Source organism: Rhizobium sp. RAF56 (assembly GCF_052113965.1).
Taxonomy (GTDB): Bacteria; Pseudomonadota; Alphaproteobacteria; order Rhizobiales; family Rhizobiaceae; genus Rhizobium.
Window position 1 is genome coordinate 37,165 of sequence record NZ_JBFRDU010000001.1, and the last position, 23,469, is coordinate 60,633.

Annotated in this window: 19 protein-coding genes and 1 riboswitch; of the genes, 14 read left to right on the forward strand and 5 right to left on the reverse strand. The window is 61.5% G+C overall.

The genetic code is table 11. The features are described from left to right. Window positions 1-37 precede the first annotated feature (37 nt). Both AB4048_RS00175 and bluB read left to right on the forward strand, forming a co-directional pair. Window positions 38-757, forward strand: a complete 720-nt coding sequence (locus tag AB4048_RS00175) for an NYN domain-containing protein (RefSeq protein ID WP_442199879.1) — start codon at window positions 38-40, stop codon at window positions 755-757. A 57-nt stretch (window positions 758-814) separates the two neighbouring features. Beyond that, window positions 815-1,024: riboswitch (cobalamin riboswitch) on the forward strand. 42 nt (window positions 1,025-1,066) lie between these two features. Further along, window positions 1,067-1,750 (forward strand): 5,6-dimethylbenzimidazole synthase, encoded by a 684-nt coding sequence (gene bluB, locus AB4048_RS00180; RefSeq protein WP_442199880.1) that lies wholly within the window; start codon window positions 1,067-1,069, stop codon window positions 1,748-1,750. Window position 1,751: 1 nt separating this feature from the next. Here bluB and AB4048_RS00185 read toward each other — a convergent pair whose 3' ends face one another. Together AB4048_RS00185 and AB4048_RS00190 are read right to left on the reverse strand one after the other, a co-directional pair. Continuing rightward, window positions 1,752-2,888, reverse strand: a complete 1,137-nt coding sequence (locus AB4048_RS00185) for a DUF2865 domain-containing protein (RefSeq protein ID WP_442199881.1) — start codon at window positions 2,886-2,888, stop codon at window positions 1,752-1,754. Between the two features lie 112 nt (window positions 2,889-3,000). Next, on the reverse strand, window positions 3,001-5,313 hold the full coding sequence (locus tag AB4048_RS00190; protein WP_442199882.1) for an NADP-dependent malic enzyme: 2,313 nt from the start codon (window positions 5,311-5,313) through the stop codon (window positions 3,001-3,003). Window positions 5,314-5,538: 225 nt separating this feature from the next. Between AB4048_RS00190 and AB4048_RS00195 the strand changes: the two genes are divergently transcribed. Next, window positions 5,539-6,348, forward strand: coding sequence for a UDP-2,3-diacylglucosamine diphosphatase (locus tag AB4048_RS00195; protein ID WP_442199883.1), 810 nt, complete (start codon window positions 5,539-5,541; stop codon window positions 6,346-6,348). A 163-nt stretch (window positions 6,349-6,511) separates the two neighbouring features. Continuing rightward, window positions 6,512-7,729, forward strand: a complete 1,218-nt coding sequence (locus tag AB4048_RS00200) for an MFS transporter (protein ID WP_442199884.1) — start codon at window positions 6,512-6,514, stop codon at window positions 7,727-7,729. Here AB4048_RS00200 and dgcA read toward each other — a convergent pair. After that, entirely contained in the window at window positions 7,681-8,664 is a 984-nt protein-coding gene (gene dgcA / locus AB4048_RS00205; RefSeq protein WP_442199885.1) for an N-acetyl-D-Glu racemase DgcA, read from the reverse strand. The genes AB4048_RS00200 and dgcA overlap by 49 nt on opposite strands. A gap of 110 nt (window positions 8,665-8,774) precedes the next feature. Here dgcA and AB4048_RS00210 point away from each other — a divergent pair, with 110 nt between their 5' ends. The 4 genes from AB4048_RS00210 (at window position 8,775) to AB4048_RS00225 (ending at window position 12,947) form a co-directional block, all read left to right on the forward strand. After that, window positions 8,775-9,932 carry an ABC transporter permease gene (locus AB4048_RS00210; RefSeq protein WP_442199886.1) on the forward strand — a complete coding sequence of 386 codons (1,158 nt, stop codon included), beginning with the start codon at window positions 8,775-8,777 and terminating at the stop codon, window positions 9,930-9,932. Window positions 9,933-9,942: 10 nt separating this feature from the next. Beyond that, entirely contained in the window at window positions 9,943-10,809 is an 867-nt protein-coding gene (locus AB4048_RS00215) for an ABC transporter ATP-binding protein (RefSeq protein WP_442199887.1), read from the forward strand. A 9-nt stretch (window positions 10,810-10,818) separates the two neighbouring features. Further along, a complete protein-coding gene (locus AB4048_RS00220; RefSeq protein ID WP_442199888.1) occupies window positions 10,819-12,189 on the forward strand; it encodes an MlaD family protein in 1,371 nt (456 codons plus the stop codon). Window positions 12,190-12,335: 146 nt separating this feature from the next. Then, the gene (locus AB4048_RS00225; RefSeq protein ID WP_442199889.1) at window positions 12,336-12,947 is read left to right on the forward strand and encodes an ABC-type transport auxiliary lipoprotein family protein; all 612 of its coding nucleotides are present in this window, start codon (window positions 12,336-12,338) and stop codon (window positions 12,945-12,947) included. A gap of 9 nt (window positions 12,948-12,956) precedes the next feature. Here the strand turns inward: AB4048_RS00225 and AB4048_RS00230 are convergent, their stop codons facing one another. Next, window positions 12,957-13,355, reverse strand: coding sequence for an SRPBCC family protein (locus AB4048_RS00230; protein ID WP_442199890.1), 399 nt, complete (start codon window positions 13,353-13,355; stop codon window positions 12,957-12,959). Between the two features lie 193 nt (window positions 13,356-13,548). Here AB4048_RS00230 and gndA point away from each other — a divergent pair, with 193 nt between their 5' ends. Continuing rightward, a complete protein-coding gene (gene gndA / locus AB4048_RS00235) occupies window positions 13,549-14,973 on the forward strand; it encodes an NADP-dependent phosphogluconate dehydrogenase (RefSeq protein ID WP_442199891.1) in 1,425 nt (474 codons plus the stop codon). 154 nt (window positions 14,974-15,127) lie between these two features. On the opposite strand, the gene AB4048_RS00240 is transcribed toward gndA, so the two are convergent. Continuing rightward, complete coding sequence (locus AB4048_RS00240) at window positions 15,128-16,156, reverse strand: LacI family transcriptional regulator (RefSeq protein WP_442199892.1); 1,029 nt, start codon at window positions 16,154-16,156, stop codon at window positions 15,128-15,130. Window positions 16,157-16,591: 435 nt separating this feature from the next. On the opposite strand from AB4048_RS00240, the gene AB4048_RS00245 reads away from it, so the two are divergent. The 5 genes from AB4048_RS00245 (at window position 16,592) to AB4048_RS00265 (ending at window position 23,394) form a co-directional block, all read left to right on the forward strand. Then, a complete protein-coding gene (locus tag AB4048_RS00245; protein ID WP_442199893.1) occupies window positions 16,592-17,827 on the forward strand; it encodes an ABC transporter substrate-binding protein in 1,236 nt (411 codons plus the stop codon). 125 nt (window positions 17,828-17,952) lie between these two features. After that, window positions 17,953-18,846, forward strand: a complete 894-nt coding sequence (locus AB4048_RS00250) for a carbohydrate ABC transporter permease (RefSeq protein ID WP_442199894.1) — start codon at window positions 17,953-17,955, stop codon at window positions 18,844-18,846. Window positions 18,847-18,850: 4 nt separating this feature from the next. Next, a complete protein-coding gene (locus AB4048_RS00255) occupies window positions 18,851-19,768 on the forward strand; it encodes a carbohydrate ABC transporter permease (protein WP_442199895.1) in 918 nt (305 codons plus the stop codon). Window positions 19,769-19,775: 7 nt separating this feature from the next. Further along, complete coding sequence (locus AB4048_RS00260) at window positions 19,776-20,867, forward strand: ABC transporter ATP-binding protein (RefSeq protein ID WP_442199896.1); 1,092 nt, start codon at window positions 19,776-19,778, stop codon at window positions 20,865-20,867. Window positions 20,868-20,940: 73 nt separating this feature from the next. Then, window positions 20,941-23,394, forward strand: a complete 2,454-nt coding sequence (locus AB4048_RS00265; RefSeq protein ID WP_442199897.1) for a beta-mannosidase — start codon at window positions 20,941-20,943, stop codon at window positions 23,392-23,394. The last annotated feature ends 75 nt before the right edge of the window (window positions 23,395-23,469 follow it).

The window sequence follows — 23,469 nt, forward strand, 5'->3', positions numbered from 1 at the left end:
TGTTGTTTCCTAGGGTGGATACCATGGAGGCACAAACGTGGAGAAAGCGACGCGGAGGGTTGGCGTTTTCGTCGATGCGGAGAATTTACCGGCACGGACGGCTGCTCGGATTTTCGAGGTTGCATCTTTCTACGGCCAGATCGTCGACCGGCGCGTCTATGGCGATTTCGCGCGTGAGATGTTGCGGCCCTGGGCGGAGATGGTACCCCACCACGCTCTCAGCCTTCAGACTGCTCAAGCGTCGATATCCGGCAAGAACAGCAGCGACATCCTGCTCGCCGTAGACGCTACGGAACTGCTGGGCAAGGAAGACTTCGACGTTTTCTGCATCGCCAGCACCGATAGCGATTTCTCGCATTTGGCTAGCCGGATACGAATGCGCGGTCGCAAAGCGATTGGCCTCGGTGGACCAAAGGCGACCGAAAAGTTCAGGGTCGCTTTTGATGCGTTCTACGAACTGGAGATCCAGGCCGCCCCCGCGCAGCCGAATTCGCCGAACGTCGTTGCGCTGAAGCAGACCGCTGACGTCAGGCCTTATATAGTGCAGGCGTTCAATTCTCTGGGGCACAAGCCGCACGAATGGCTGGATGTGTCGCTGCTCGGTCACGTAATAAAGAAACTGTATCCGACGTTCAGTGCGAAGGACTTTGGCCACTCAAAGTTCGGTACGGTTTTAAAGAACGCCACCTTCCTCGAAGTCCAGATGAATGGGCAAACCATGCAAATCAGGATCAAGCGGCAACGCGAGACGGGATGAATAACTCTGCGCCGTGACCGCCTCACGCGCGCGCGTTGACAGGCTGCCGTTTGATCGCGCATAGCTTGAACGTCAGGTGCCCGCGCAAGCGGGAGAATCGGGAAGCCGGCGAATTTCCGGCGCGTGCCCAACGCTGTGAGGCGGATGTCTGCTGTGCGGAAGGATTTTGTCATTCTTTCCGTAGGATGCCACTGGTCTTTAAACCGGGAAGGCAACGGCAGGCAGGCGAAGCCAAGCCAGAAGACCGGCCTGACATGATAGACCGCACCGCGCGGACGGCGGCAGGTTGGCATTGTTGAGGAGCAAACGATGCGACCGAATTCGAAGGACGATCTCGTCCGCGTGCAAGCCTTTTCCTTAGCCGAACGCGCTGCCGTCTACCGCGCCATCGAGACGCGACGCGATGTCCGCGATCAGTTTCTTGCCGATCCGCTGCCGGATGCGCTGATTAGCCGGCTACTGAGTGCCGCCCACAGCGCGCCGTCGGTTGGCTTCATGCAGCCTTGGAATTTCGTGCTGGTGCGCGATCCGGCGGTTCGCCAAGCGGCCTGGGAGGCATTTTCCCGCGCCAACCAGGAAGCGGCCGAAATGTTCGAGGGCGAGCGGCGCGATACCTATCGGTCGTTGAAGCTCGAGGGCATCCGAAAGGCGCCGCTCAGCATCTGCGTCACCTGCGATCCGGATCGCTCCGGCAAGGTCGTGCTCGGCCGCACGCACAATCCGCGCATGGATGCCTATTCGACGGTCTGTGCCGTGCAAAACCTCTGGCTTGCGGCGCGCGCCGAAGGCGTCGGCGTCGGCTGGGTGAGCATCTTTCATGATGCTGACATAAGGGCCTTGCTCGGTATCCCCAAGCGGATCGAGATCGTCGCCTGGCTCTGCCTCGGCTATGTGGACGAGCTTTATCGCGAACCTGAACTGGCGGTGAAGGGCTGGCGGCAACGGCTTCCGCTCGAAGAACTGATCTTCAACGAGCGCTGGGGAGGCGACTAACCTATTGTTGCGGCTGTGGGCCGGGTACTGCCGGGTGGAGGTCGATCGCGCCCAGATCGCTTCCGAGAAACTGCGGCCCGACCCTGCGTACCTTGTTCGAGGGATCATAGGGTCGCTCTGGCGCCGGCACGGCTGGCGTAGTGCTCGCGGACGCTGCGGGCGGCTTCGGCTTGGCAGTTTCGATGGTGATGATCGAGCTGGGCGACGTGCCGGTATCCGGTGCGCTTGCTGCCTTGTCGCGCCGCATTTCCTCGTAGTAGGCGGGTAGATTGCAGCTGCAGGCGGATTTCTCGCCGGGCTTGCGCTTGCGATAGGCGAATGCGTAGGGCATGGCGCTGTAGCGAAGTCCGTTCGCCGCCGAGACCATATCCGACGACTCCTGGCCGGGCAGATAGCGGTAAAAGAGCTCAGTCGAAACGTCGGGGCACATGCGGGCACAGGTGTTTGCATCAGCCTGAAAGTTGAGCGGCGTCGCATTGGCCGTCATCGGAAAGAAGCCGCCGTCGCAGGTGCGCACGCAGACGGTCTGCATGCCCGCGCCGCCGGCGTATGGTGAGATAGCGGGGGCGACCGTCTCCTCTTCGCCCATCGGCGGATAGAAGGTGTCGGTGCGCATCGCCTGCTGTTCGGGCGTCGTCAGCGGTTCTTCGCGGTTGCCGACAATCTCGGTGTCATCGTCGACAGGCGCGTCGCAGCCGTTCTCGCGCAGGGCGGCTTGCAATTGGCTGCGCTCTGCCCCTTCCTCACTGGTCTCGGCCTGCCGTGCCAGAAGATAGCGGAGGTTTTCCTGCATGCGGGCGAGCGAACTCTGCAGCTGATCACAGACAGCCGCATCCTCCGGGCCGATGAGTGTTGTGCTTCCCTGATTGTGACAGCCGCGATCGTTGAGTTCGTTCTCGATCATGCCGATCGCGCTGTTCTGATCGCCTGTTGCATCCGACGTTCGCCGGGCCTCGCGGCCGGTACTGATCGTTTCGCTCACATTGGCGAGCCGGCCGCGCAGGTCATCACAGACAGAGTTGGATTGTGCGGCGGCGGCCGTCGCCAAGGCCAATGAGGCCAGCAGAATGAAGGAAAAGCCTCGACCGCGTTCCACGTCCCGCCCTCGTCCGCAACGTCTCGCCGCATGCGCGGCCATGGCATGCTGGATGTATAACCCATAGCCACTTAACAAGATGCTGAAATTGGAACCCGGATAGGTCGGTGAGGCATCACGCCGCGGGCGACGGCAACCGGTGTTGGCGGCTGGATCAAATAGGTTGCGATGCCTCGACGACTGCCAATGCGGCCATGTTGACCACGCCGCGCGAAGTCACGGACGGCGAGAGAATATGGGCAGGCATTGCCGCGCCTAGAAGGATCGGTCCTACATGCAGGCAGTCCATCATCGTCTTCACGACGCCAAGGGTGATGTTGGCGGCATCGAGGTTCGGGAAAACCAGGAGATTTGCCTCGTCGGTCAGCGTGCTGTCGGGCATGACGCGGCGGCGCAGCGTTTCGGAAATGGCGCTGTCGCCATGCATTTCGCCGTCGACGATGAGGTCGGGAGCCGCCTCCCGCACAAGGCTGAGTGCTTCGCGCATCTTGGCGGCGCTTTCGGACTCACGGGAGCCGAAATTCGAATGGGAAACGAGCGCCGCGCGTGGCGTCAGGCCGAAGCGTTTGATCTCTTCGGATGCGAGGATCGCGGATTCGGCGATTTCCTCGGCCGTGGGATCATAGGTGACGTAGGTGTCGGTGAAGAAGGTGGCGCCGCGCTGCGAGATCAGCAGGCTGAGGGCGGAGAAGTCGCGAACGTTTTGCCGCTTGCCGATGATCTGCCGGACATCGCGCAGGTGCCGGTCGTAGCGCCCTTCGACGCCGCAGATCAGGGCATCCGCTTCGCCGCGCTTCAAGGCGAGTGCGCCGATGACGGTCGTGTTCGTGCGCACGATCGTGCGGGCGGCTTCGGGAATGACGCCGCCGCGGCCGACCAGCGAGAAGTAAAGATCGACATATTCGCGGAACCGGGGATCGTCTTCCGGATTGATCACCGCGAAATCCGTCTGCGGACGGATTTTCAGGCCGTAGCGCTTGAGGCGCGTTTCGATGACTTGCGGGCGGCCAATGAGGATAGGGGTAGCGGTATTTTCCTCGATGAGAACCTGGGCGGCGCGCAGCACGCGCTCGTCCTCGCCTTCCGCGAAGACGACGCGCTTGCGCTCGGCGGTTTTGGCGGCAGCGAAGATCGGCTTCATCACGAAGCCGGAGCGGAACACGAAACGGTTCAACTGGTCGAGGTAGGCATCGAAATCGGCAATGGGGCGACGCGCGACGCCGCTGTCGGCCGCAGCTTTCGCCACCGCCGGTGCGATGCGCAGAATGAGGCGCGGGTCGAAAGGCGAGGGGATCAGATAGTCCGGCCCGAAAATCGGCGTCTCGCCGGAATAGGCGCGCGCCGCAACGTCCGACGGCTCCTCGCGGGCGAGCGCCGCGATCGCCCTGACGGCGGCCATCTTCATCTCTTCGTTGATGGTCTCGGCCCCGCAGTCGAGTGCGCCGCGGAAGATATAGGGGAAGCAGAGGACGTTGTTGACCTGGTTCGGGAAATCCGAGCGGCCGGTGCAGATCATCGCGTCAGGACGGGCGGCGCGCGCCAGTTCCGGCATGATTTCCGGCGTCGGGTTGGCGAGCGCCATGATCAGCGGCCTGTCGGCCATCTGCGCCAGAAGCTCGGGCTTCAGGACACCGGCCGCCGACAGCCCGAGAAACACGTCCGCGCCACCGATTGATTCTGCGAGCGCGCGTTTGTCGCTCGGTTGCGCGTAGACCGCCTTCCACTGATCCATCAGCTCGACGCGGCCCTCATAGACGAGGCCTTCGATGTCGTGGACCCAGATGTTTTCGCGCCGGGCGCCGAGCGTGACGAGGAGGTTCAGGCAGGCAAGCGCTGCCGCGCCCGCACCCGACGCGACGATCTTCACGTCCTCGATCTTCTTGCCCGCAAGTTCGAGGCCGTTGAGGATGGCGGCGGCGACGATGATCGCGGTGCCGTGCTGGTCGTCATGGAAGACCGGGATCTTCATCATCTCGCGCAGACGCCGCTCGACCTCGAAGCATTCCGGAGCCTTGATGTCCTCGAGGTTGATGCCGCCGAAGGTCGGTTCAAGCGCGGAAATGCAGCTGACCATCTCCTCGACCGTTGGGGCCGCCACTTCGATATCGAAGACGTCGATGCCGGCGAACTTCTTGAACAGGACCGCCTTGCCCTCCATAACCGGCTTGGAGGCGAGCGGGCCGATATTGCCAAGGCCGAGAACGGCTGTACCGTTCGAGATGACTGCGACCAGATTTGCACGTAGCGTATATTCGGCGGCCATCTCCGGGTTGTCGCGGATGGCAAGGCAAGGGGCGGCCACGCCGGGTGAATAGGCAAGCGCCAGATCGCGCTGGTTGCCGAGCGGCTTGGTTGCCTGGATTTCGAGCTTGCCGGGGCGCGGATAGCGATGGAAGAAGAGCGCCTGCTCGTCGAGATCGCCGCCAGGTCCGTTTTTCGGCGTCTTCGATGAGTCGTGCGCGTCCATCATGCGTCTCCATTTCGCTGCAATACGATCACCCCTGCATACAGCAATCCGCTGGGGCCGACAGTACCTTTTCAAAGCAGGTTCGCGATTTTGCGGCGCACATTTCGCCACGGTTTTTGATTGCGGCGGCGTGCCGGAATGCGCCTGTCATCTTCCTGAAACACGAGTCTGGTTTTGGATTGCCATTGAAGACGGGGCGCGGGCCATGGGTTCGCGATGAAGATCATGGATACCAGACGCTATCGCACGCTGTTCATTTCCGACGTGCACCTTGGTTCGAAGGCGGCCAAGGCGGATTTCCTGATCGATTTCCTTAGGCACAACGACGCGGACACGATCTATCTGGTCGGCGACATCGTCGACGGTTGGCGGTTGAAACGCAGCTGGTACTGGCCGCAGGAATGCAACGACGTGGTGCAGAAGATCTTGCGCAAGGCGCGCAAGGGCACGCGGGTCGTCTATATTCCGGGCAATCACGACGAATTCATGCGGGATTTTCCGGGCGTGCATTTCGGCGGCATAGAGGTCGCCGAGCGTGCTACCCATGAGACGGCCGACGGCAAGAAATATCTGGTGCTGCACGGCGATGAATTCGACGTGGTCGTTCGCAACGCCCGGCTGCTCGCCTATCTCGGCGATTGGGCCTACGACACGGCGATCCTCATCAATATCGCACTGGCCGCCGTGCGCCGCCGTCTCGGCATGCCCTACTGGTCGTTTTCCGCCTGGGCGAAGCTGCAAGTGAAGCACGCCGTCAACTTCATCGGCGAGTTCCAGCGGGTGGTGGCCGACGAAGCCCGACGACACAAGGCCGACGGCGTCATCTGCGGCCACATTCATCACGCCGTGATCGAGGATCATGACGGGATCCGCTATATCAATACCGGCGACTGGGTGGAGAGTTGCACCGCGATTGCCGAACATGACGATGGATCGTTCGAATTGATCACCTGGCGGGAAATCAAGGGTGCCGAACCCGTCACGGCCGCGCTCCCCGACCACACGCCGACATTCGGCGCTCAAGCTGCCGCCTGACGGTCTGACCGCGTGGCTGAAGGGTAGGGCGCAGCTGCACCTGCGTTGCTGCGCGAATACATCGGCTGCATTTTTTCGCATGTGCTGACGAAGGGCTATTTCTGGCCATAGTCGTGGTTTTCATGACGTGTTAGGCACAGACCAGTTTCCCTTCAGGCCGGTTATGATTCCCGTGACAGATTCTCAGGTGGGCATAGGCGCGCCGCCACATTTTCGGCTGCGCACCGCTTTGTCCTATTGCGCGCCGCTGCTGGTCAACGGCATTGCCTTGCCGTTCTTTCCGGTGTGGCTGGCGTCGCTGAACTTCAACGATCATGAGATCGGCACCATTCTGGCGGTGCCGATGGTGGTGCGCGTTCTCGTGGCGCCGATCGTCGCAATGATCGCCGATCGCATGGAAGAGCGGGCGAATGTGCTCTTCGTTTCGGGCGCCCTATCGTTTCTGACGGCCTTGGCGTTGTTCTGGACCAGGGATTTCTGGCCGGTCCTGATCGTCTACACCCTGCAGGGCGCAACCTATTCGCCTTATGTGCCAGTCGTCGAATCGATCGCCATTTCCGGCGTGCGCCGCTGGGGCTTCGACTACGGCTCCATGCGGGTGTGGGGATCGGTCGCCTTCATCTTCGCAACCCTGATCGGTGGGCAGCTGATCGGTGTCTGGGGAGGGGGCATGGTGCCGCCGGTGATGGCGATCGGTTTCGCGCTCACCATCGCCATGTCGCTCTATTGTCCGAGGATAGGGCCGACCCGTCGGCGCGGCCAGCCGATCAATCTACAGGCGCCGGGCGGCTCGCTTTTGAAACCGCAACTGCTCGTCACCATGCTCGGCGTATCGATCCAGCAGTCGAGCCATGCGGTGCTCTATACGTTTTCATCGATCTACTGGCACGAACTGGGCTTTTCGGGGATGCAGGTCGGTGTTCTCTGGGTCGTCGGCGTTGCGTCGGAAGTCATGGTCTTCTTTCTCTCGAGGCGGCTGAGCCGCCGTTTCAGTGCCTGGACGCTCATCCGCATCGGTTCTGCGGTGAGCGTCTGCCGATGGCTGCTCTTTCCCACGACCTTCAGTTTCTTCGGCTTCTTCGTTCTCCAGTGTCTTCACTCGTTCACCTATGCCTTCGTCCACACGGGCATCCAGCGCCGGATCGTTGCAACGGTTCAGGAGGCGCAGGAGTCGTCCGCGCAGGGCGTCTACTTCTTCTATAACGGCATGTTTCTGGGTCTGATGACCCTTGCCTCCGGCTATCTCTACGGCCAGCTTGGCCCTGCCAGCTACTACGTGATGGCGGCGGTGGCTTTCTTCGGCCTTTGTCTGGTGATCGTGGCCAACTATCTTCAGCCCCAGAGTTCCGCCGCCGGCGGGAAGACGAGCGAAGTCTCGTAGCGCAGGCCGGGTTCGCGGTCGCGGGCAAGCAGCAAGGGGCCGTCGAGATCGACGAAGTCCGCATCCTGCGCGAGCAGCACGGCGGGGGCCATCGCAAGCGATGTCCCGACCATGCAGCCGATCATGATGCCGAATCCGAGCCGCTGAGCCTCCAGCTTCATGGCGAGCGCTTCGGTCAGGCCGCCGGTCTTGTCGAGCTTGATGTTGATCGCGTCATAGCGGTCACGCAGAGCGGCGAGATCGCCGGTATGGTGCACGCTTTCGTCGGCGCAGACCGGAATGGGCCGGGCGATGTGGGCCAGCAGCGCATCCTTGCCGGCCGGCAGAGGTTGCTCGACAAGCGCGATATTTTCTTCCGCCGACACTTGGAGATGCCGGGCGAGCGCGTCCTCCGGCCAGCCTTCGTTGGCGTCGAGGATGATCGCCGCCTTCGGCGCTGCGGCGCGCACCGCGCGGATGCGGCTTTCATCGTCGCCGGTGCCGACCTTCACCTTGAGTAACGCCCGGTGCGCATGCTCTCGCGTCTGCGCGGCCATCGCCTCCGGCTCGCCGAGGGAGATCGTATAGGCTGTGGTGAGCGCCCTTGGGGCCAGAAGGCCGAGGCTGGTGGCCACCGACATGCCCGACCGTTTGGCCTCCAGATCCCACAAAGCGCAGTCGACCGCGTTGCGAGCGGCACCCGGCGGCATGGCCAGCGAGATTTCCGCTCGCCCGGCTCCGCCTTCGATGGCGTTCCTTACGGCGGCGATCTGCTCGACGACGCTTTTGATGCTTTCGCCGTATCGGCGATAGGGAACGCATTCACCACGGCCGATCCTTCCGTCCTCCTCGATCGTGCAGGTCACGACATCCGCCGAGGTCTTCGCCCCGCGTGAGATCGTGAAGGTCCCGGCAATCGGAAATGAGGTCATCTCAATGTCAAAGCGGCGCGGCATATATTCGCATCTCCTGCGGCATGGAATTTGTGTGCGGACTGGTTATAGTAAACCGCCGCGTCGTGCGAGGATTCCCGAGTCGGCCCCGATGCCGCAAGACTGAAAGACGCATGAGCTTGAAAGCAGCCGAACAGACCTCCGATTCCCCGACGATCGACGACCAGGCCGATGGCACGGGGCATCGCTACCGGCTGGAAGGCTGCTGGCGGAGCGCCAACGTCCACGGCGTGCTGCGCCGTATCGACGATCTGTCGAAGCGCAGCAGCGGCGGCGCGGTGGTCATCGATCTCGCCGGGCTCTCCGATGTCGACACCGCGGGCGCGCTGCTGATTGACCGGCTGAAGAAGAGCCAGGAGCAACACGGGGCGACCGTCAGCATCGAAGGCTCTACGCCGCACGTGGACGAACTTCTCGGCTCCTTCGCGGAGGAAGAGGCCGAGCTGCCGGAGGCGCCGCCGAAAAAGCCGTTGATCGACCGGATATTCGCGCCGATCGGCGAGGCCGTCTACGACCTCGCCAACAATTTCATAGCGGCCATGTACATTCTCGGCTCCGCTGTGCGCGGCGCGCAGCTGAAGCTCGGCCGCAGCAGTGGCGTGTCGCCGGCGGCGATCGTCAACCAGATCGATCATATGGGCGTTCGCGCCGTGCCGATCATTCTGCTGATGTCCTATCTCATCGGCGCGATCATCGCTCAGCAGGGCGCCTTCCAGCTGCGCTATTTCGGCGCTGAGGTCTTTGTCGTCGATCTCGTCGGCATCCTGCAGCTGCGCGAAATCGGCGTGCTTTTGACCTCGATCATGATCGCCGGCCGATCGGGAAGCGCGATCACCGCCGAGATCGGTTCCATGAAGATGCGCGAGGAGGTCGACGCGCTGAAGGTGATGGGCCTCAATCCGATCGGCGTTTTGATCTTTCCGCGGCTGGTCGCGTTGACGGTCGCGCTGCCGCTGTTGACCGTCATTGCGAATTTCGCCTCGCTCGCGGGGGCGGCAACGGTTGCCTATACCTATTCCGGCATCACTTTCGCGACCTTCCTCTCCCGCTTGCAGGAGGCAGTCAGCCTTTCCACGGTCATCTCGGGGATGATCAAGGCGCCGTTCATGGCGCTGGTGATCGGTATCGTCGCGGCCGTCGAGGGGCTGAAGGTCGGCGGCAGCGCCGAATCCCTCGGCCAGCACGTCACCTCGGCAGTGGTGAAGGCGATCTTCGTGGTGATCCTGATGGACGGCCTGTTCGCCATGTTTTACGCATCGATCAATTTTTAGAGGAACATTGGTGGCAGCGCTTCAATCCGAAACGAAGGAAAGAGCCGAGGAGCGGCGCCAGGGCCGCGATATCGTGCTTTCCGTGCACGACGTTACCGTCGCCTTCGGATCGAAGGTCGTGCTCGACAAGCTCAACCTTGATGTTTACCGCGGCGAGATCCTCGGCTTTGTCGGCGCATCGGGAACCGGCAAGTCGGTGCTCATGCGCACGGTCCTGCGGCTGCTGCCGCGCCGATCCGGCAAGATCGAGATTCTGGGTGAGGACTATGATGCGCTGGACGAACGCGATCGCAACCGGCTCGACATGCGGGTTGGCGTGCTTTTCCAGCAGGGAGCTTTGTTTTCGTCGCTGACGGTCAAGGAGAACATCCAGGTTCCGATGCGCGAATATCTCGACCTGCCGCAGGCGCTGATGGACGAGTTGGCGCATCTGAAGATCCGGATGGTGGGCCTGGCCGCCGATGCAGCCGACAAATACCCCTCCGAGCTGTCTGGAGGCATGATCAAGCGCGCAGCGCTTGCCCGCGCACTCGCCCTTGATCCCGATCTCGTTTTTCTCGACGAGCCTACCTCCGGCCTCGACCCGATCGGCGCCGCTGAGTTCGACGAGCTGATCGCCAGGCTGCGCGATACGCTCGGCCTTACCGTCTACATGGTAACCCACGATCTCGACAGCCTATTTTCCGTCTGCGACCGTATTGCTGTGCTCGGACAGAAGCGGGTATTGGTGGAGGGGACGGTGGACGACATGCTTGCCTGCGAGGAGCCCTGGGTAAAATCTTATTTCCGGGGGAAGAGGGCGCGCTCAATCGTGACGACGGAAGAAGACGCGCATCCGAACGGCGGCGGCGCAGACGCGCATGGCCGCGAGAAGTGACTGGAAACGATGGAAACTAAAGCCAACTATACGATCGTCGGAATCTTTACGCTGCTGGTCATCGCGGCCGCTTTCGGCTTTGTCTATTGGATGGCGCAGTATGGGCGCGGTGGTCCCACGGCCGAGCTTATCGTGCGTATTCCAGGTTCCGCGAACGGCCTGAGCGTCGGCTCGCCGGTACGCTTCAACGGCATCCAGGTTGGCACGGTCAAGAACCTTTCGATCGATGCAGACGATCCACGCTTCTCGCTTGCCTTCACCGAAGTGAGAGCCGACGCGCCGGTCTACTCCTCGACCAAGGCGGTTCTGGAGATCCAGGGCCTGACGGGAGCGGCCTACATCGAGCTCTCCGGCGGCAGGAACGGCGACGAAAATATCCTCAAAAGGTCGCTCGATACCGGCAAGCGCGCGGTGCTTTTGGCTGACCAGTCGAGCGTGACCAACCTGCTTGCCACCGCCGACAAGATCCTCAACCGCGCCAACGACGCGGTCGGGGACATCCAGTCCTTCGTGGCGGATGCGCGCGGACCGTTGACGGAAACGGCGCGCAACGCCGACAAGTTTTCCAAGGCGCTCGCCGACAATTCCGACAATATCGACAGGTTTCTGGAGAGCATCGGCAAACTCTCGGAAACCTTCACAAGCGTTTCAGGCAAGATCAATTCGACGTTTGACGCGGTGGAGAAGCTGGTGCGCGCCGTCGATGCGAAGAAGATCAACGATGTGGTCGACAATGCCGACCGGCTGACGGCAAATGTTGCTGACGCATCCAAGGACCTGAAGGCGACGATCGAAAGCATAAAGCGCACGGCCGATACCTACAATGATTTCGGCAAAAAGGCCCAGCAAACGCTGGACCGCATCGACGTGCTCGTGGCGCAGATCGATCCGGCAAAGGTCAAAGGCACTGTCGACGACATCTCGAAGGCAACCGCGGATGCACGCGTCGCCGTCGCCTCGATCCGAGATGTCGCCAACACGGTTTCCAGCCACCAGAAGGATATCGACCAGACGATCGAGAACGTCTCGCAGATTTCCACGAAGTTGAACGCTGCCTCGAGCCGCATCGACGGCATTTTGGTGAAAGTGGATTCGCTGCTTGGCTCCGACAGCACGCAGTCGCTCTTCGTACAGGCACGCAATACGCTGGATTCGTTCAAGAAAGTTGCGGACAATCTCAACACGCGAATAGGGCCTATCGCCGATAATCTGCAGAAATTTTCCGCAGGCGGTTTGAGCGACGTCCAGACGCTGGTGAACGATACGCGCCGAACGGTCCAAAATCTGAACGACACGATCAGCAATTTCGATCGCAATCCGCAGCGTCTGCTGTTTGGAGGTGACACGGTGAAACAGTTTGACGGCCGGGCACGGCGTTAAAGATGGAATGAGGGTGGCCGTCCTGAGATCGAAATCGATCCGGGGTAGCTTGAATGGACTGCGCAGAACCCGTTAAATCCGAATCGGTCTGGATTGGGATTTTGCGCAGATTCAAAGTGCTACAGGGTTCGAGGGACAAGCGGGACATGATTGCATCTAGTTCGGTTCGGCGGGCATCGGCCGCGCGCAAGGCGGTCGTTGTGCTGCCGCTGCTCGCAGCGCTTCTCGCCGGCTGCGGGACGGCGGCAAAGAACGACACCTTCGACCTTTCCGCCATTTCCAGGGCCGAGGGGCCGTCGGCGCGAGGCAAGCAGATCCTGATCCCGCAGCCCACCGCGCTCGGCGCGCTCGATCGCGAACAGATCGTCGTCAGGGTCACAGCCTCGCAGATCCAATACCTCGCCAAGGCGCAGTGGAGCGACAAGCTCTCGCGGATGGTGCAGTCGAAATTCGTCACGGCTTTCGAAAATAGCCGCGAAGTCGGCGGCGTCGGAGTGCCCGGGCAGGGGCTGGCGATCGACTATCAGGTGGTCACCGATATCCGCTCCTTCGAGATCGACGTGACGCAACACGTGGCGGTGGTCGAGATTTCCGCCAAGATCCTCAACGATCGCAACGGCACGATCATCGCGCAGAACGTCTTCCGCAGGACGAGCCCGCTCGGCGGCGCCGGCAACGAGGACTATATCCGGGCGCTCGACAGGGCGTTCGCGTTAGTCACTTCCGATATCGTCGCGTGGACGCTGCGCGCAATCTGAGCCGCGGCGCTATCGCTCCATCAGCGTTTTGAGTGTTGCGAGGTCACGGCGCACGTGGTCGGCATCGGCCTGGATCTGTTCGTCCGTGAGGCCCGGCTGCCGGAGCAGCGTGAACATTACCTCGCAGCCATCGCCATTCGGGACCACGCGCAGGGCGTTGTAGACCCTTAGCCCCGACTCGATCGTGACGGTATGATCGATGACGCCAAATTTGTTGGGCGGAACGAAGCTGACGCGAACGGAGCCGAGTGGACCGTCTGCGATCCAGTCGTCGCCGTCCTTCTCCAGTCCGGAAGCAAGGCCAGAAGCCCACAGCGGCATATTTTCCGGACGTGCTGCGAAATCGTAGACGTGCTGCCAGTCGCGGTCGATGGAGGTATGGATGATCTGGGCGGGCATGATCGCCATGGCAAGCTCCAAAAAACGGTTCCTTGGCGCCGACGCCGGGGCCTTCTCTCGCATCATAGACCGGTAAGGCCGGACTTGCGAAGCCTGCCGAGCACTGCGTCATTCGCATGGCCGCATCGAGCCGATTGGGCTTGCCGTTTTTAGCCTCTAGTGCCACAACAGCCGTCGCTGAAATTTTTATTGGAGAAGTGTCGTGGAGAAGGCGGAAATCGGACTGATCGGTCTTGCGGTCATGGGATCCAACCTGGCGCTCAACATTGCCGAAAAAGGCAATCGTATCGCGGTCTTCAACCGGACGCCGCAGGTAACGGATGAATTCTACGCGAACGCCGGCGCTCTGAAAGACAAGGTCATCCCCTGCAGGACGATCGAGGAATTCGTCGATGCAATCCGGCCGCCGCGGCCGATCATCATCATGATCAAGGCGGGCGATCCGGTCGACCAGCAGATGGCGGCGCTGCAGCCGCATCTTGCCAAGGGTGACATCATGATCGATGCCGGCAACGCCAATTTCCGCGACACGATGGCACGCTTCGCCCGCCTCAAGGATACGGGGCTCACCTTTATCGGCATGGGCGTTTCCGGCGGCGAGGAGGGCGCGCGGCATGGTCCTTCGATCATGGTGGGCGGCACGGAGGAATCCTACAAGCGCGTCGAGAAGGTGCTGACATCCATCTCCGCCAAATACAAGGACGACCCGTGCGTCGCCTGGCTCGGCAATGACGGGGCAGGGCATTTCGTCAAGACGATCCACAACGGTATCGAATATGCCGACATGCAGATGATCGCCGAAATTTACGGCATTCTGCGCGACGGCCTCGGCAAGAGCGCCGCCGAAATCAGCGCCATCTTCGGCGACTGGAACAAGGGTCGGCTGAACTCCTACCTGATCGAGATCACCGAAAAGGTGCTCGCCGCCAAGGACGCGGAGACTGGCAAGGCCGTACCCGACATCATCCTGGACAAGGCCGGCCAGAAGGGTACCGGCAAGTGGTCGGTCATCGAAAGCCAGCAGATGGGCATCCCGGCAACGGCTATCGAAGCGGCGGTCGCCGCCCGCAGCCTGTCATCGATGAAGACGCAGCGCGAAGCCGCCGAGAAAATCTTCGGCACGCCGAGCTACGACTTTCCGCTCGCCTTTGGCCCCGATCTGATTAAGGACCTCGAACTTGCGCTGTTCGCCGCCAAGATAGGGGCCTACGCGCAGGGCTTCGCAGTGATGGCGGAGGCCTCAAAGGAGTTCAACTGGTCGCTGCCGATGCCCACGATCGCCAGGATATGGCGCGCCGGCTGCATCATCCGCTCGCAATTCCTCGACGAGATCACCAGCGCCTTCACCAAGGCACCGGATGCGGCCAACCTGATCGTGACCCCGGCGTTTGCCGAGATGGTCAAGGAGTCCATTCCGGCGCTCAGGCGCATCGTGGCGGCGGCGCTGAGCGCTGGCCTGCCGGTCCCGGCGCTCGCTTCGGCGCTCACCTATTTTGATGCTTATCGTCAGGCGCGAGGTACGGCGAACCTGATCCAGGCCCAGCGCGACTTTTTCGGCGCGCACGGCTTCGACCGCATCGACGGCAAGGATATTCATCACGGACCATGGGGCAGCGGCCACGGCTGATAGCTGGCTCGCATCAGCACCGCCAAGCGGTGGAGGAAATTCGGTGGGCCCGGAGAAATCCGGGCTCTTCGTTTACCCGGGAGGCCCCGATGCTGCCCGTCTTACCCGTTGAAAGAGGCCAAGCTCGCTTCGCGCGTGACGCGGAGTTGGGATGTCAGCCCTCGGGCCATATTGGCGAGCTGATGCTTTGCAGCTCCTCCGGCTCTACGCCTTCGATCCGTCGGATCACCGCGCGTGCCAGCTCCCGCCCGGCGTGGCGGACGTCTTCGAAGCAGGTGAGCATTCGCGGGCTGATCCAGTTCAAGATCTCGGTCGACTGTTTGGAAACCACGTCGACGTCGCGTCCGACCGAAAGCCCGGCGGCTTCGATGCCCGCATTGACGGCGATCGCGCCGCTTGCCGATGACGATACGATGCCGTCAGGCGCATGCGGCGATCGCATCAATGCCTCCACGGCGTCGCGGATGTCGGGAAGCGGCGAGTCGATGTTGATCCTAAGCGGTACCTCTTCCGCGCCATACTTGCGCAGCGCCGTCTGAAAGCCGATCTGGGTATGCCCGTAGTAGGTCAGGCGGCTCGGTGGCTGCAGAAGCGCGATGCGCCGCCGGCCCTTGTCGACCAGCGCCTTCACGGCTTCGCGGGTATAAGCCTCGCTGTCGAAATCGTGATAGGGATGAACAAGCCCGCTTTCCGTGCGGCCGTGGGTGGCAAAGGGCATGTTGTGTTCGGCAAGCAGCCGCACACGCGGATCGTCCGGTTCGATGCGGGATATGATGACGCCGTCGGCCGACGCGGTATCAACCACATAGCGCACGGGCACCAAGGGATCGCGGCTGAGCGAATAGGGGGTGACGACGAGGTGATAGGGCGTGCCCGTAAGCACGTCGGATATCCCGAAGACCATCTGGCTGGTGAAGCCCATGATCTCCTCATCGACGCTGAGCACGAGCGCGATGACGTTGGTCTTGCCGGTCCTCAGGCGCACGCCGGCACGATTCGGCTGGTAGCCGAGTTGCCGGGCCACCATGCGCACGCGCTCCTTGGTCTCGGCGCCGATGTCGGGCGCATCCTTCAGCGCCCGCGACACGGTGGTGATGCCCAATCCCGTCATGAATGCGATTGTCTTGAGGGTCGGTCGCTCGGCCGCGCCAGCCCTTTGGCCTGAATTCTTTCTCTGATCCATCACTTCGACGCCGCTCCCCCCGACCTAACCGCCATCCGATGCGGCCACGCCGCCGGTTGGGCGAAAAGTCGCTCCTCCCAACTGCCAAAACTGTAACGTTACAGTTAGAAAGTCGAGATTTTTTTTGAGCGGTCGTTCCGAGTACGCGCCCTCAAGTTGAGCTTGGTCTTTATTAGCGCTTTTTGATCAGTATTGGATTCTCAATTTATCATACAAATTATGCGCGCAGAAAATACAAATAAAAACAGCGAGAAGGCGGCGATATCTGTGCGGAGAACTCATTTTGGCTGCCTGAGGCAGGGGCCTTTGATTGAATTTGAATGCTCGCACTGGTAGAGATTTCGACCGCTAGCAAAAATATTCCGAGTAGGCTGTTGCGCGTCAAAATCTATTCGACTAGGTTTTTCCGGCAACGTTTCAGTGAGGGAGGAACTCATGAATTTTCGTTTGATGGCGGCTGCGCTTGCCGCTTCCGTCGTGCTGCCGCTTGGCGTGGCGAACGCAACCGATCTCGAAGTCACCCATTGGTGGACGTCCGGCGGCGAGGCAGCTGCCGTGAAGGAATTCGCCAAGGCTTTCGATGCCACTGGCAACCATTGGGTTGACGGCGCGATCGCCGGTGCAGGCGATACCGCCCGCCCGATCATGGTCAGCCGCATCACCGGCGGCGACCCGATGGCCGCTACCCAGTTCAACCACGGCCGCCAGGCCGAGGAACTCGTTCAGGCCGGCCTGATGCGCGATCTCACCGATCTCGCCCAGAAGGAGCATTGGGCAGACTTCATCCGTCCGGCAAGCTTGCTGACCGAATGCACGCTCGATGGCAAGGTCTACTGCATTCCCGTCAACATCCACTCCTGGCAGTGGCTGTGGCTGTCGAATGCGGCCTTCGCCAAGGCCGGCGTGCCGGTTCCGAAGAACTGGGACGAATTCGTCGCTGCGGGACCGGCGCTTGAAAAGGCCGGCATCATTCCGCTCGCCGTCGGCAAGCAGTCCTGGCAGACCTCCGGCGCATTCAACGTGCTGATGCCGGCCATCGCCGGCAAGGACATCTATCTCAAGGTCTATAAGGACCGCGACACGACCGTGGCCGGCGGCCCCGAAGTGGCGAAGGTCTTCAAGGCGGCTGACGATGCCCGCAAGATGTCGGCGAAGTCGAACGTGCAGGACTGGAACCAGGCAACCAATCTCGTCATCACCGGCCAGGCGGGCGGCCAGATCATGGGTGACTGGGCGCAGGGCGAATTCCAGGTCGCGGGCCAGGTGGCCGGAAAGGACTATACTTGCCTTCCGGGCCTTGGCGTCAACGCGCTGATCTCCACCGGCGGCGACTCCTTCTACTTCCCGAAGCTCACTGATCCTGAGAAGAGCAAGGCGCAGGAAGTGCTCGCATCCGTGATGCTGGCGCCCGCCACGCAGGTCGCCTTCAACCTCAAGAAGGGTTCCGTTCCCGTGCGCGGCGACGTCGACCTGACGGCTGCCAACGACTGCATGAAGAAGGGTCTCGATATCCTCGCCAAGGGCAACATCATCCCCGAGACCAACCAGATGATGACCGAAGATACAAACACGCAGATCAACGATCTGTTTGCGGAATTCTTCGCTACTCCGTCGATGACGACCGAGGATGCGCAGAAGCGGTTCGTCTCCATCATCGCTTCGGCCAAATAATCCGTCTGCGGCTACCAATCCCGGCGCCGGGCCCTCCGGCCGCCGGGATGTTCGGATCGGGGCGGGCGCGGGGCTTTTCGCCCCGTCCCAATCCGTAACCGGACCCATTTTCCGGAGGCAATTTCATGACCGAACAAACGATCGGGCGTCCGTATAGGCCGCTCCGCAATATCAGTGCCAAGATCGCTGCGATCCCGATGGCGCTGACGGCGCTGGTGGTCTTCTTGGGCGGCACGGCCTGGACCGTGCTTTATTCCTTTACCGATTCAAAACTGCTGCCGCGGCTGAATTTTGTCGGGCTCGAGCAATATTACCGGCTCTGGGCGACGCCCCGTTGGCTGGTGGCGGTGGAAAACCTCTTCATCTACGGCGTGCTCTCGCTGATCTTTCAGCTCGTCATAGGTTTCCTGCTGGCGACCCTGCTCGACCAGAAGATTCGCTTCGAGGATGCGTTCCGGACGATCCTGCTCTATCCCTTCGCGCTGTCTTTCATCGTGACAGGCCTCGTCTGGCAGTGGATTCTCAATCCTGATCTTGGCGTGCAGCATGTGGTGCGCTTGCTCGGTTGGGAGAGCTTCACCTTCGACCCGCTCTACAATTCCCAAATCGTCATCTACGGGGTGCTGATCGCCGGTCTCTGGCAGGGGACGGGGCTCGTCATGTGCCTCATGCTTGCCGGCCTTCGCGGCATAGACGAGGATATCTGGAAGGCGGCGCGCGTCGACGGTATTCCCGCATGGCGGACTTACATCTCTATCATCATCCCGATGATGCGTCCGGTCATGATCACCACCGTCGTCATTATCGCCTCCGGTATCGTCAAGGTGTACGACCTCGTCGTTGCCCAAACCTCCGGCGGTCCCGGCATTTCGTCGGAAGTGCCGGCGAAATACGTGTACGAATACATGTTCCGTGCACAGAATCTCGGTCAGGGCTTTGCCGCCTCCACGATGATGCTCGTGTCTGTCATCGTCGTGGTCGTGCCGTGGGCCTATTTCGAATTCGGGCGCAAGAGGTAGCGGAATGAACAAGACAACAACGCCGTCGCCAGCCCTGGCCACTTCGGGTCCTAGCGGCGCCAAGCCCAAGCGCATCATCTCGTCCCGCAACATCATCGTCTACGGCGCGCTGTTCGTCGTCTCGGCCTACTATCTGCTGCCGCTTTACGTGATGGTCGTGACGTCGCTGAAGGGCATGCCCGAGATCCGCATGGGCAACATTTTCGCGCCGCCGATGGAAATCACGTTCGAGCCCTGGGTCAAGGCGTGGGCGACGGCCTGCACCGGGCTCAATTGCGACGGCCTCAGCCGCGGCTTCTGGAACTCGGTCCGCATCACCGTGCCTTCGGTGATCCTCTCGATCGCGATCGCGTCGGTCAACGGCTACATGCTGGCGAACTGGCGCTTCAAGGGGGCGGACACGTTCTTCACGATCCTGATCGTCGGTGCCTTCATTCCCTATCAGGTGATGATCTATCCGATCGTCATCATCCTGCGCGAGATCGGCATCTACGGCACGCTGACGGGCCTGGTGCTGGTGCATACGATCTTCGGCATGCCGATCCTGACGCTGCTCTTCCGCAACTATTTTTCCGGCCTGCCGGAGGAACTGTTCAAGGCGGCCCGCGTCGACGGCGCCGGCTTCTGGGGCATCTATTTCCGCATCATGCTGCCGATGTCGCTGCCGATTTTCGTGGTCGCGATGATCATCCAGATCACCGGCATCTGGAACGACTTCCTTTTCGGCGTCGTCTACACCAAGCCCGATACCTATCCGATGACGGTGCAGCTGAACAACATCGTCAATTCGGTGCAGGGCGTGAAGGAATACAATGTCAACATGGCCGCCACGCTGCTTACCGGTGCGGTGCCGCTCATCGTCTACTTCCTGTCGGGACGGCTTTTCGTCCGCGGCATCGCCGCCGGCGCAGTGAAAGGTTGATCATCCTATGAACACCAGTGTTTCCATCAAGGACCTGTCGCTGAACTTCGGCCAAGTCAGCGTTCTTCAGAACCTCAATCTGGAGATCAATGACGGCGAGTTCCTCGTCCTGCTCGGCTCTTCCGGCTGCGGCAAGTCGACCCTGCTCAACTGCATCGCCGGCCTGCTCGACGTCAGCGAAGGGCAGATCCACATCAAGGGGAAAAACGTCACCTGGGAAGAACCGAAGGACCGAGGCATCGGCATGGTGTTCCAGTCCTACGCGCTCTATCCACAGATGACGGTCGAGAAGAACCTCTCCTTCGGCCTGAGGGTTGCGAAGGTGCCCCAGGCGGAGATCGACAAACGTATTGCGCGCGCTGCCGAGATCCTGCAGATCCAGCCGCTCTTAAAGCGCAAGCCCGCAGCCCTTTCCGGCGGCCAGCGGCAGCGCGTTGCGATCGGCCGCGCGCTTGTTCGTGACGTCGACGTGTTCCTCTTCGATGAGCCGCTGTCCAACCTCGACGCCAAGCTTCGCTCGGAATTGCGCGTCGAAATCAAGCGGCTTCACCAAGCGCTGAAGAACACGATGATCTACGTCACCCACGACCAGATCGAGGCGCTGACGCTCGCCGACCGCATCGCGATCATGAAGAGCGGCATCATTCAGCAGCTCGCCGACCCGACGACGATCTACAACAGGCCGCGAAACCTGTTCGTCGCCGGCTTCATCGGTTCACCCTCGATGAATTTCCTGCGTGGAGAGCTGGTCGACAACGGCGGCAAGGCGGCGTTCGTCACCAATGGCGTGACCTTCTCGCTCGATGGCTACGAGACCGCCGAGGCGTTGAAGCCCGGTCGGGCCGTCGTTCTCGGCGTGCGTCCTGAACACGTCAAGGTCAACGAGGATATCAAGCCGGGCGCGGAAACCCACGATGCGGTCGTCGATATCGAAGAGCCGATGGGCGCCGACAACCTGCTTTGGCTGAAGCACGCCGGCCACACCATGTCGGTGCGCATCAACGGCTCACGGCGTTTCAGCCCCGGAACCGCCTTAAAGCTCGGTTTCGATATGAGGCTCGCGTCGCTCTTCGACGCGGAGTCCGAACTCAGGATCTGATGCCTGGAGAACAGGACGATGCCGGAAGCCGGCGCCGTCCTCATCTTTGTCAGGACAAGTTATGGCGTTTCCCATGTCTAACATTTCGACCGTCGATCTCGCCGGTGAGTGGCGGCTGACATCGCCCGGCAGCGACCACGACCTCAGCATGCCCATTCCGGGCGACGTGCACTCGGCGCTTCACGCAGCCGAGCTCATTCCGGAACCCTATTTCGGGCGCAACGAAGAGGTCGTGCAATGGGTCGCGGAGCGCGACTGGGTGATCGAGCGGCGCTTTCTGCTCGATCATGCCGAGGGCGACTGGTACCTCGACATCGACTACCTCGATACGGTGGCGACCGTGTTCGTCAACGATGTCGCGGTGCTTCAAGCCGACAATTGCTTCCGCCGCTATCGCCCGGATGTCTCGACGGCTTTGCGAACAGGTGAGAACACCATTCGCATCATGCTGCATTCCAGCGTCACTGCGGGGGCGGGGCTGCAGAAGAAACAGCCCTTCTACGTGCCCTATCATTCCGGCAATTCGCCAATCCCGAACGGCAACATGCTGCGCAAGCCGCAATGCCATTTCGGCTGGGACTGGAACATCGCGGTAGCGCCGCTCGGTCTCTACGGCACCATCGCGCTGAGGAAGCTCGATACGGCGCGGATCGAGCATGTCGTGACGCGTCAGGTTCATAACGGTGACGGATCGGTCGATCTCCACGTCATAGCCACCTTCTTTGCGAAGGCTCCGGGGACCGTTCCCCTCTATGTTTCGCTGGAATCAGAGGGCGTGCGCCTGGATTGCGGCGTTTCCGCCGGCGAGACGAGCGTCACGCATGTCTTCCACGTCGAAAAGCCCCGGCTCTGGTGGCCGGCGGGGAGTGGCGAGCAGGCGCTCTACGCGCTTTCCGTGGCGATACCCTCCGAAACGGTCACGCGTCAGATCGGCCTGCGTACGGTCGAGCTGATCACCGACAAGGACGAGGCCGGAAGCCGATTCGCGCTCAAGGTCAACGGCCGGGAAATTTTCTGCCGTGGCGCCAACTGGATCCCGGCCGATGCGCTGTTCTCGCGCTCGAGCCCTGCCTTGACAGAAGACCTGCTGCAGTCGGCCGCTGACGCCAATATGAACATGATCCGCGTCTGGGGCGGCGGCTTCTACGAGCACGACTGGTTCTACGATAGCTGCGACCGCCTCGGCCTGATGGTCTGGCAGGACTTTATGTTCGCCTGCAACCTCTACCCCTCGACCGGCGATTTTCTCGACAACGTCGCGCTCGAAGTGGACTATCAGGTCAAGCGGCTGGCAACGCATCCGTCGATCGCGCTCTGGTGCGGCGACAACGAGTTGGTGGGCGCTCTCACCTGGTTCGACGAGTCCCGTAACGACCGCGACCGCTACCTCGTCTCCTACGATCGGCTCAACCGGACGATAGAGGTCGCGATGAAGAAGGCGGCGCCCGACGCGATCTGGTGGCCTTCGAGCCCGGCATCCGGCTATCTCGACTTCGGCGATGCCTGGCATGCGGACGGCTCCGGCGACATGCACTATTGGTCGGTGTGGCACGAGAACAAGTCGTTTGACAATTATCGCTCGGTCAAACCACGCTTCTGCTCTGAATTCGGCTTCCAGTCCTATACCTCGTTGCCCGTGATAAAGACCTACGCCGACGCCAAGGACATGAACGTCGCTTCGCCGGTGATGGAGTTGCACCAGAAGAACCTCGGCGGCAACGAGCGTATCGCCGGCACGATGTTCCGCTATTTCCGCTTCCCGAAGGACTTTGCGAACTTCGTCTATCTGAGCCAGATCCAGCAGGGGCTCGCCATCAAGACCGCGGTCGAATATTGGCGGTCGTTGAAGCCCCACTGTATGGGCACGATCTACTGGCAGCTCAACGACACCTGGCCGGTTGCCTCCTGGTCAAGCCTCGACTACGGCGGTCGCTGGAAGGCGATGCACTATCTCGTGCGCCGCTTTTTCCAGCCGGTCGCGGTCGCCGCGATCCCTTCGGCGGACGGCAAGCAGATTAACTTCTCGCTGGTCAACGACACAACGGCCGATGTCGAGGTCGAGATCGCCGTTTCGTTGCTGACTTTGAGCGGCGAGCGTCGCCCGCTGACCACGGCGAAGGCCGCGTGCACGCCTGATGCCGCGGTGACGGCGCTGACGCTCGACAGGGCTTCGATACCCGAGGATTGCCTGCTCGCATGGCATTTCAAGGCGTCGAACGGAATGGAAGGCGAGGGGCACTATGTGCACGGCACCTACAAGGGTCTGGAGCTGCGGCCGGCCGGCCTGACTGTCGCGACCGAGAAGGTCGAGCGCGACGGGACGGTTGAAATCAATGTCACCGCTAAAGGACTGGCGCTCTTCGTGATGATCGAGAGCGAGCTGGACGGGCGCTATTCCGACAACGCCTTCGATCTTGCCGCCGGCGAGAGCCGCCGCATCGTCTTTGCTCCCGCAAAGCCGCTCGGTGAGGGCGTCACCCCCTCGTTCCGTATCTACGACCTGGAATCCTGCCAGTCGGTGGATTAATCGCTCCGCCCCCATGGGCGGCTGATTTGGGGATCGGCGGGTTCGCCGCCGGTTCTTAAGAAGACGGCCGCAAGG

Bases quoted from the DNA above. Each gene is read 5' to 3' on its own strand.
- bluB (WP_442199880.1), top strand. From the start codon at position 1,067: ATGCGACCGAATTCGAAGGACGATCTCGTCCGCGTGCAAGCCTTTTCC.
- AB4048_RS00185 (WP_442199881.1), bottom strand. From the start codon at position 2,888: ATGGCCGCGCATGCGGCGAGACGTTGCGGACGAGGGCGGGACGTGGAA.
- AB4048_RS00190 (WP_442199882.1), bottom strand. From the start codon at position 5,313: ATGGACGCGCACGACTCATCGAAGACGCCGAAAAACGGACCTGGCGGC.
- AB4048_RS00195 (WP_442199883.1), top strand. From the start codon at position 5,539: ATGGATACCAGACGCTATCGCACGCTGTTCATTTCCGACGTGCACCTT.
- AB4048_RS00200 (WP_442199884.1), top strand. From the start codon at position 6,512: ATGATTCCCGTGACAGATTCTCAGGTGGGCATAGGCGCGCCGCCACAT.
- dgcA (WP_442199885.1), bottom strand. From the start codon at position 8,664: ATGCCGCGCCGCTTTGACATTGAGATGACCTCATTTCCGATTGCCGGG.
- AB4048_RS00210 (WP_442199886.1), top strand. From the start codon at position 8,775: ATGAGCTTGAAAGCAGCCGAACAGACCTCCGATTCCCCGACGATCGAC.
- AB4048_RS00220 (WP_442199888.1), top strand. From the start codon at position 10,819: ATGGAAACTAAAGCCAACTATACGATCGTCGGAATCTTTACGCTGCTG.
- AB4048_RS00225 (WP_442199889.1), top strand. From the start codon at position 12,336: ATGATTGCATCTAGTTCGGTTCGGCGGGCATCGGCCGCGCGCAAGGCG.
- AB4048_RS00230 (WP_442199890.1), bottom strand. From the start codon at position 13,355: ATGGCGATCATGCCCGCCCAGATCATCCATACCTCCATCGACCGCGAC.
- AB4048_RS00240 (WP_442199892.1), bottom strand. From the start codon at position 16,156: ATGGATCAGAGAAAGAATTCAGGCCAAAGGGCTGGCGCGGCCGAGCGA.
- AB4048_RS00245 (WP_442199893.1), top strand. From the start codon at position 16,592: ATGAATTTTCGTTTGATGGCGGCTGCGCTTGCCGCTTCCGTCGTGCTG.
- AB4048_RS00250 (WP_442199894.1), top strand. From the start codon at position 17,953: ATGACCGAACAAACGATCGGGCGTCCGTATAGGCCGCTCCGCAATATC.
- AB4048_RS00255 (WP_442199895.1), top strand. From the start codon at position 18,851: ATGAACAAGACAACAACGCCGTCGCCAGCCCTGGCCACTTCGGGTCCT.
- AB4048_RS00260 (WP_442199896.1), top strand. From the start codon at position 19,776: ATGAACACCAGTGTTTCCATCAAGGACCTGTCGCTGAACTTCGGCCAA.
- AB4048_RS00265 (WP_442199897.1), top strand. From the start codon at position 20,941: ATGTCTAACATTTCGACCGTCGATCTCGCCGGTGAGTGGCGGCTGACA.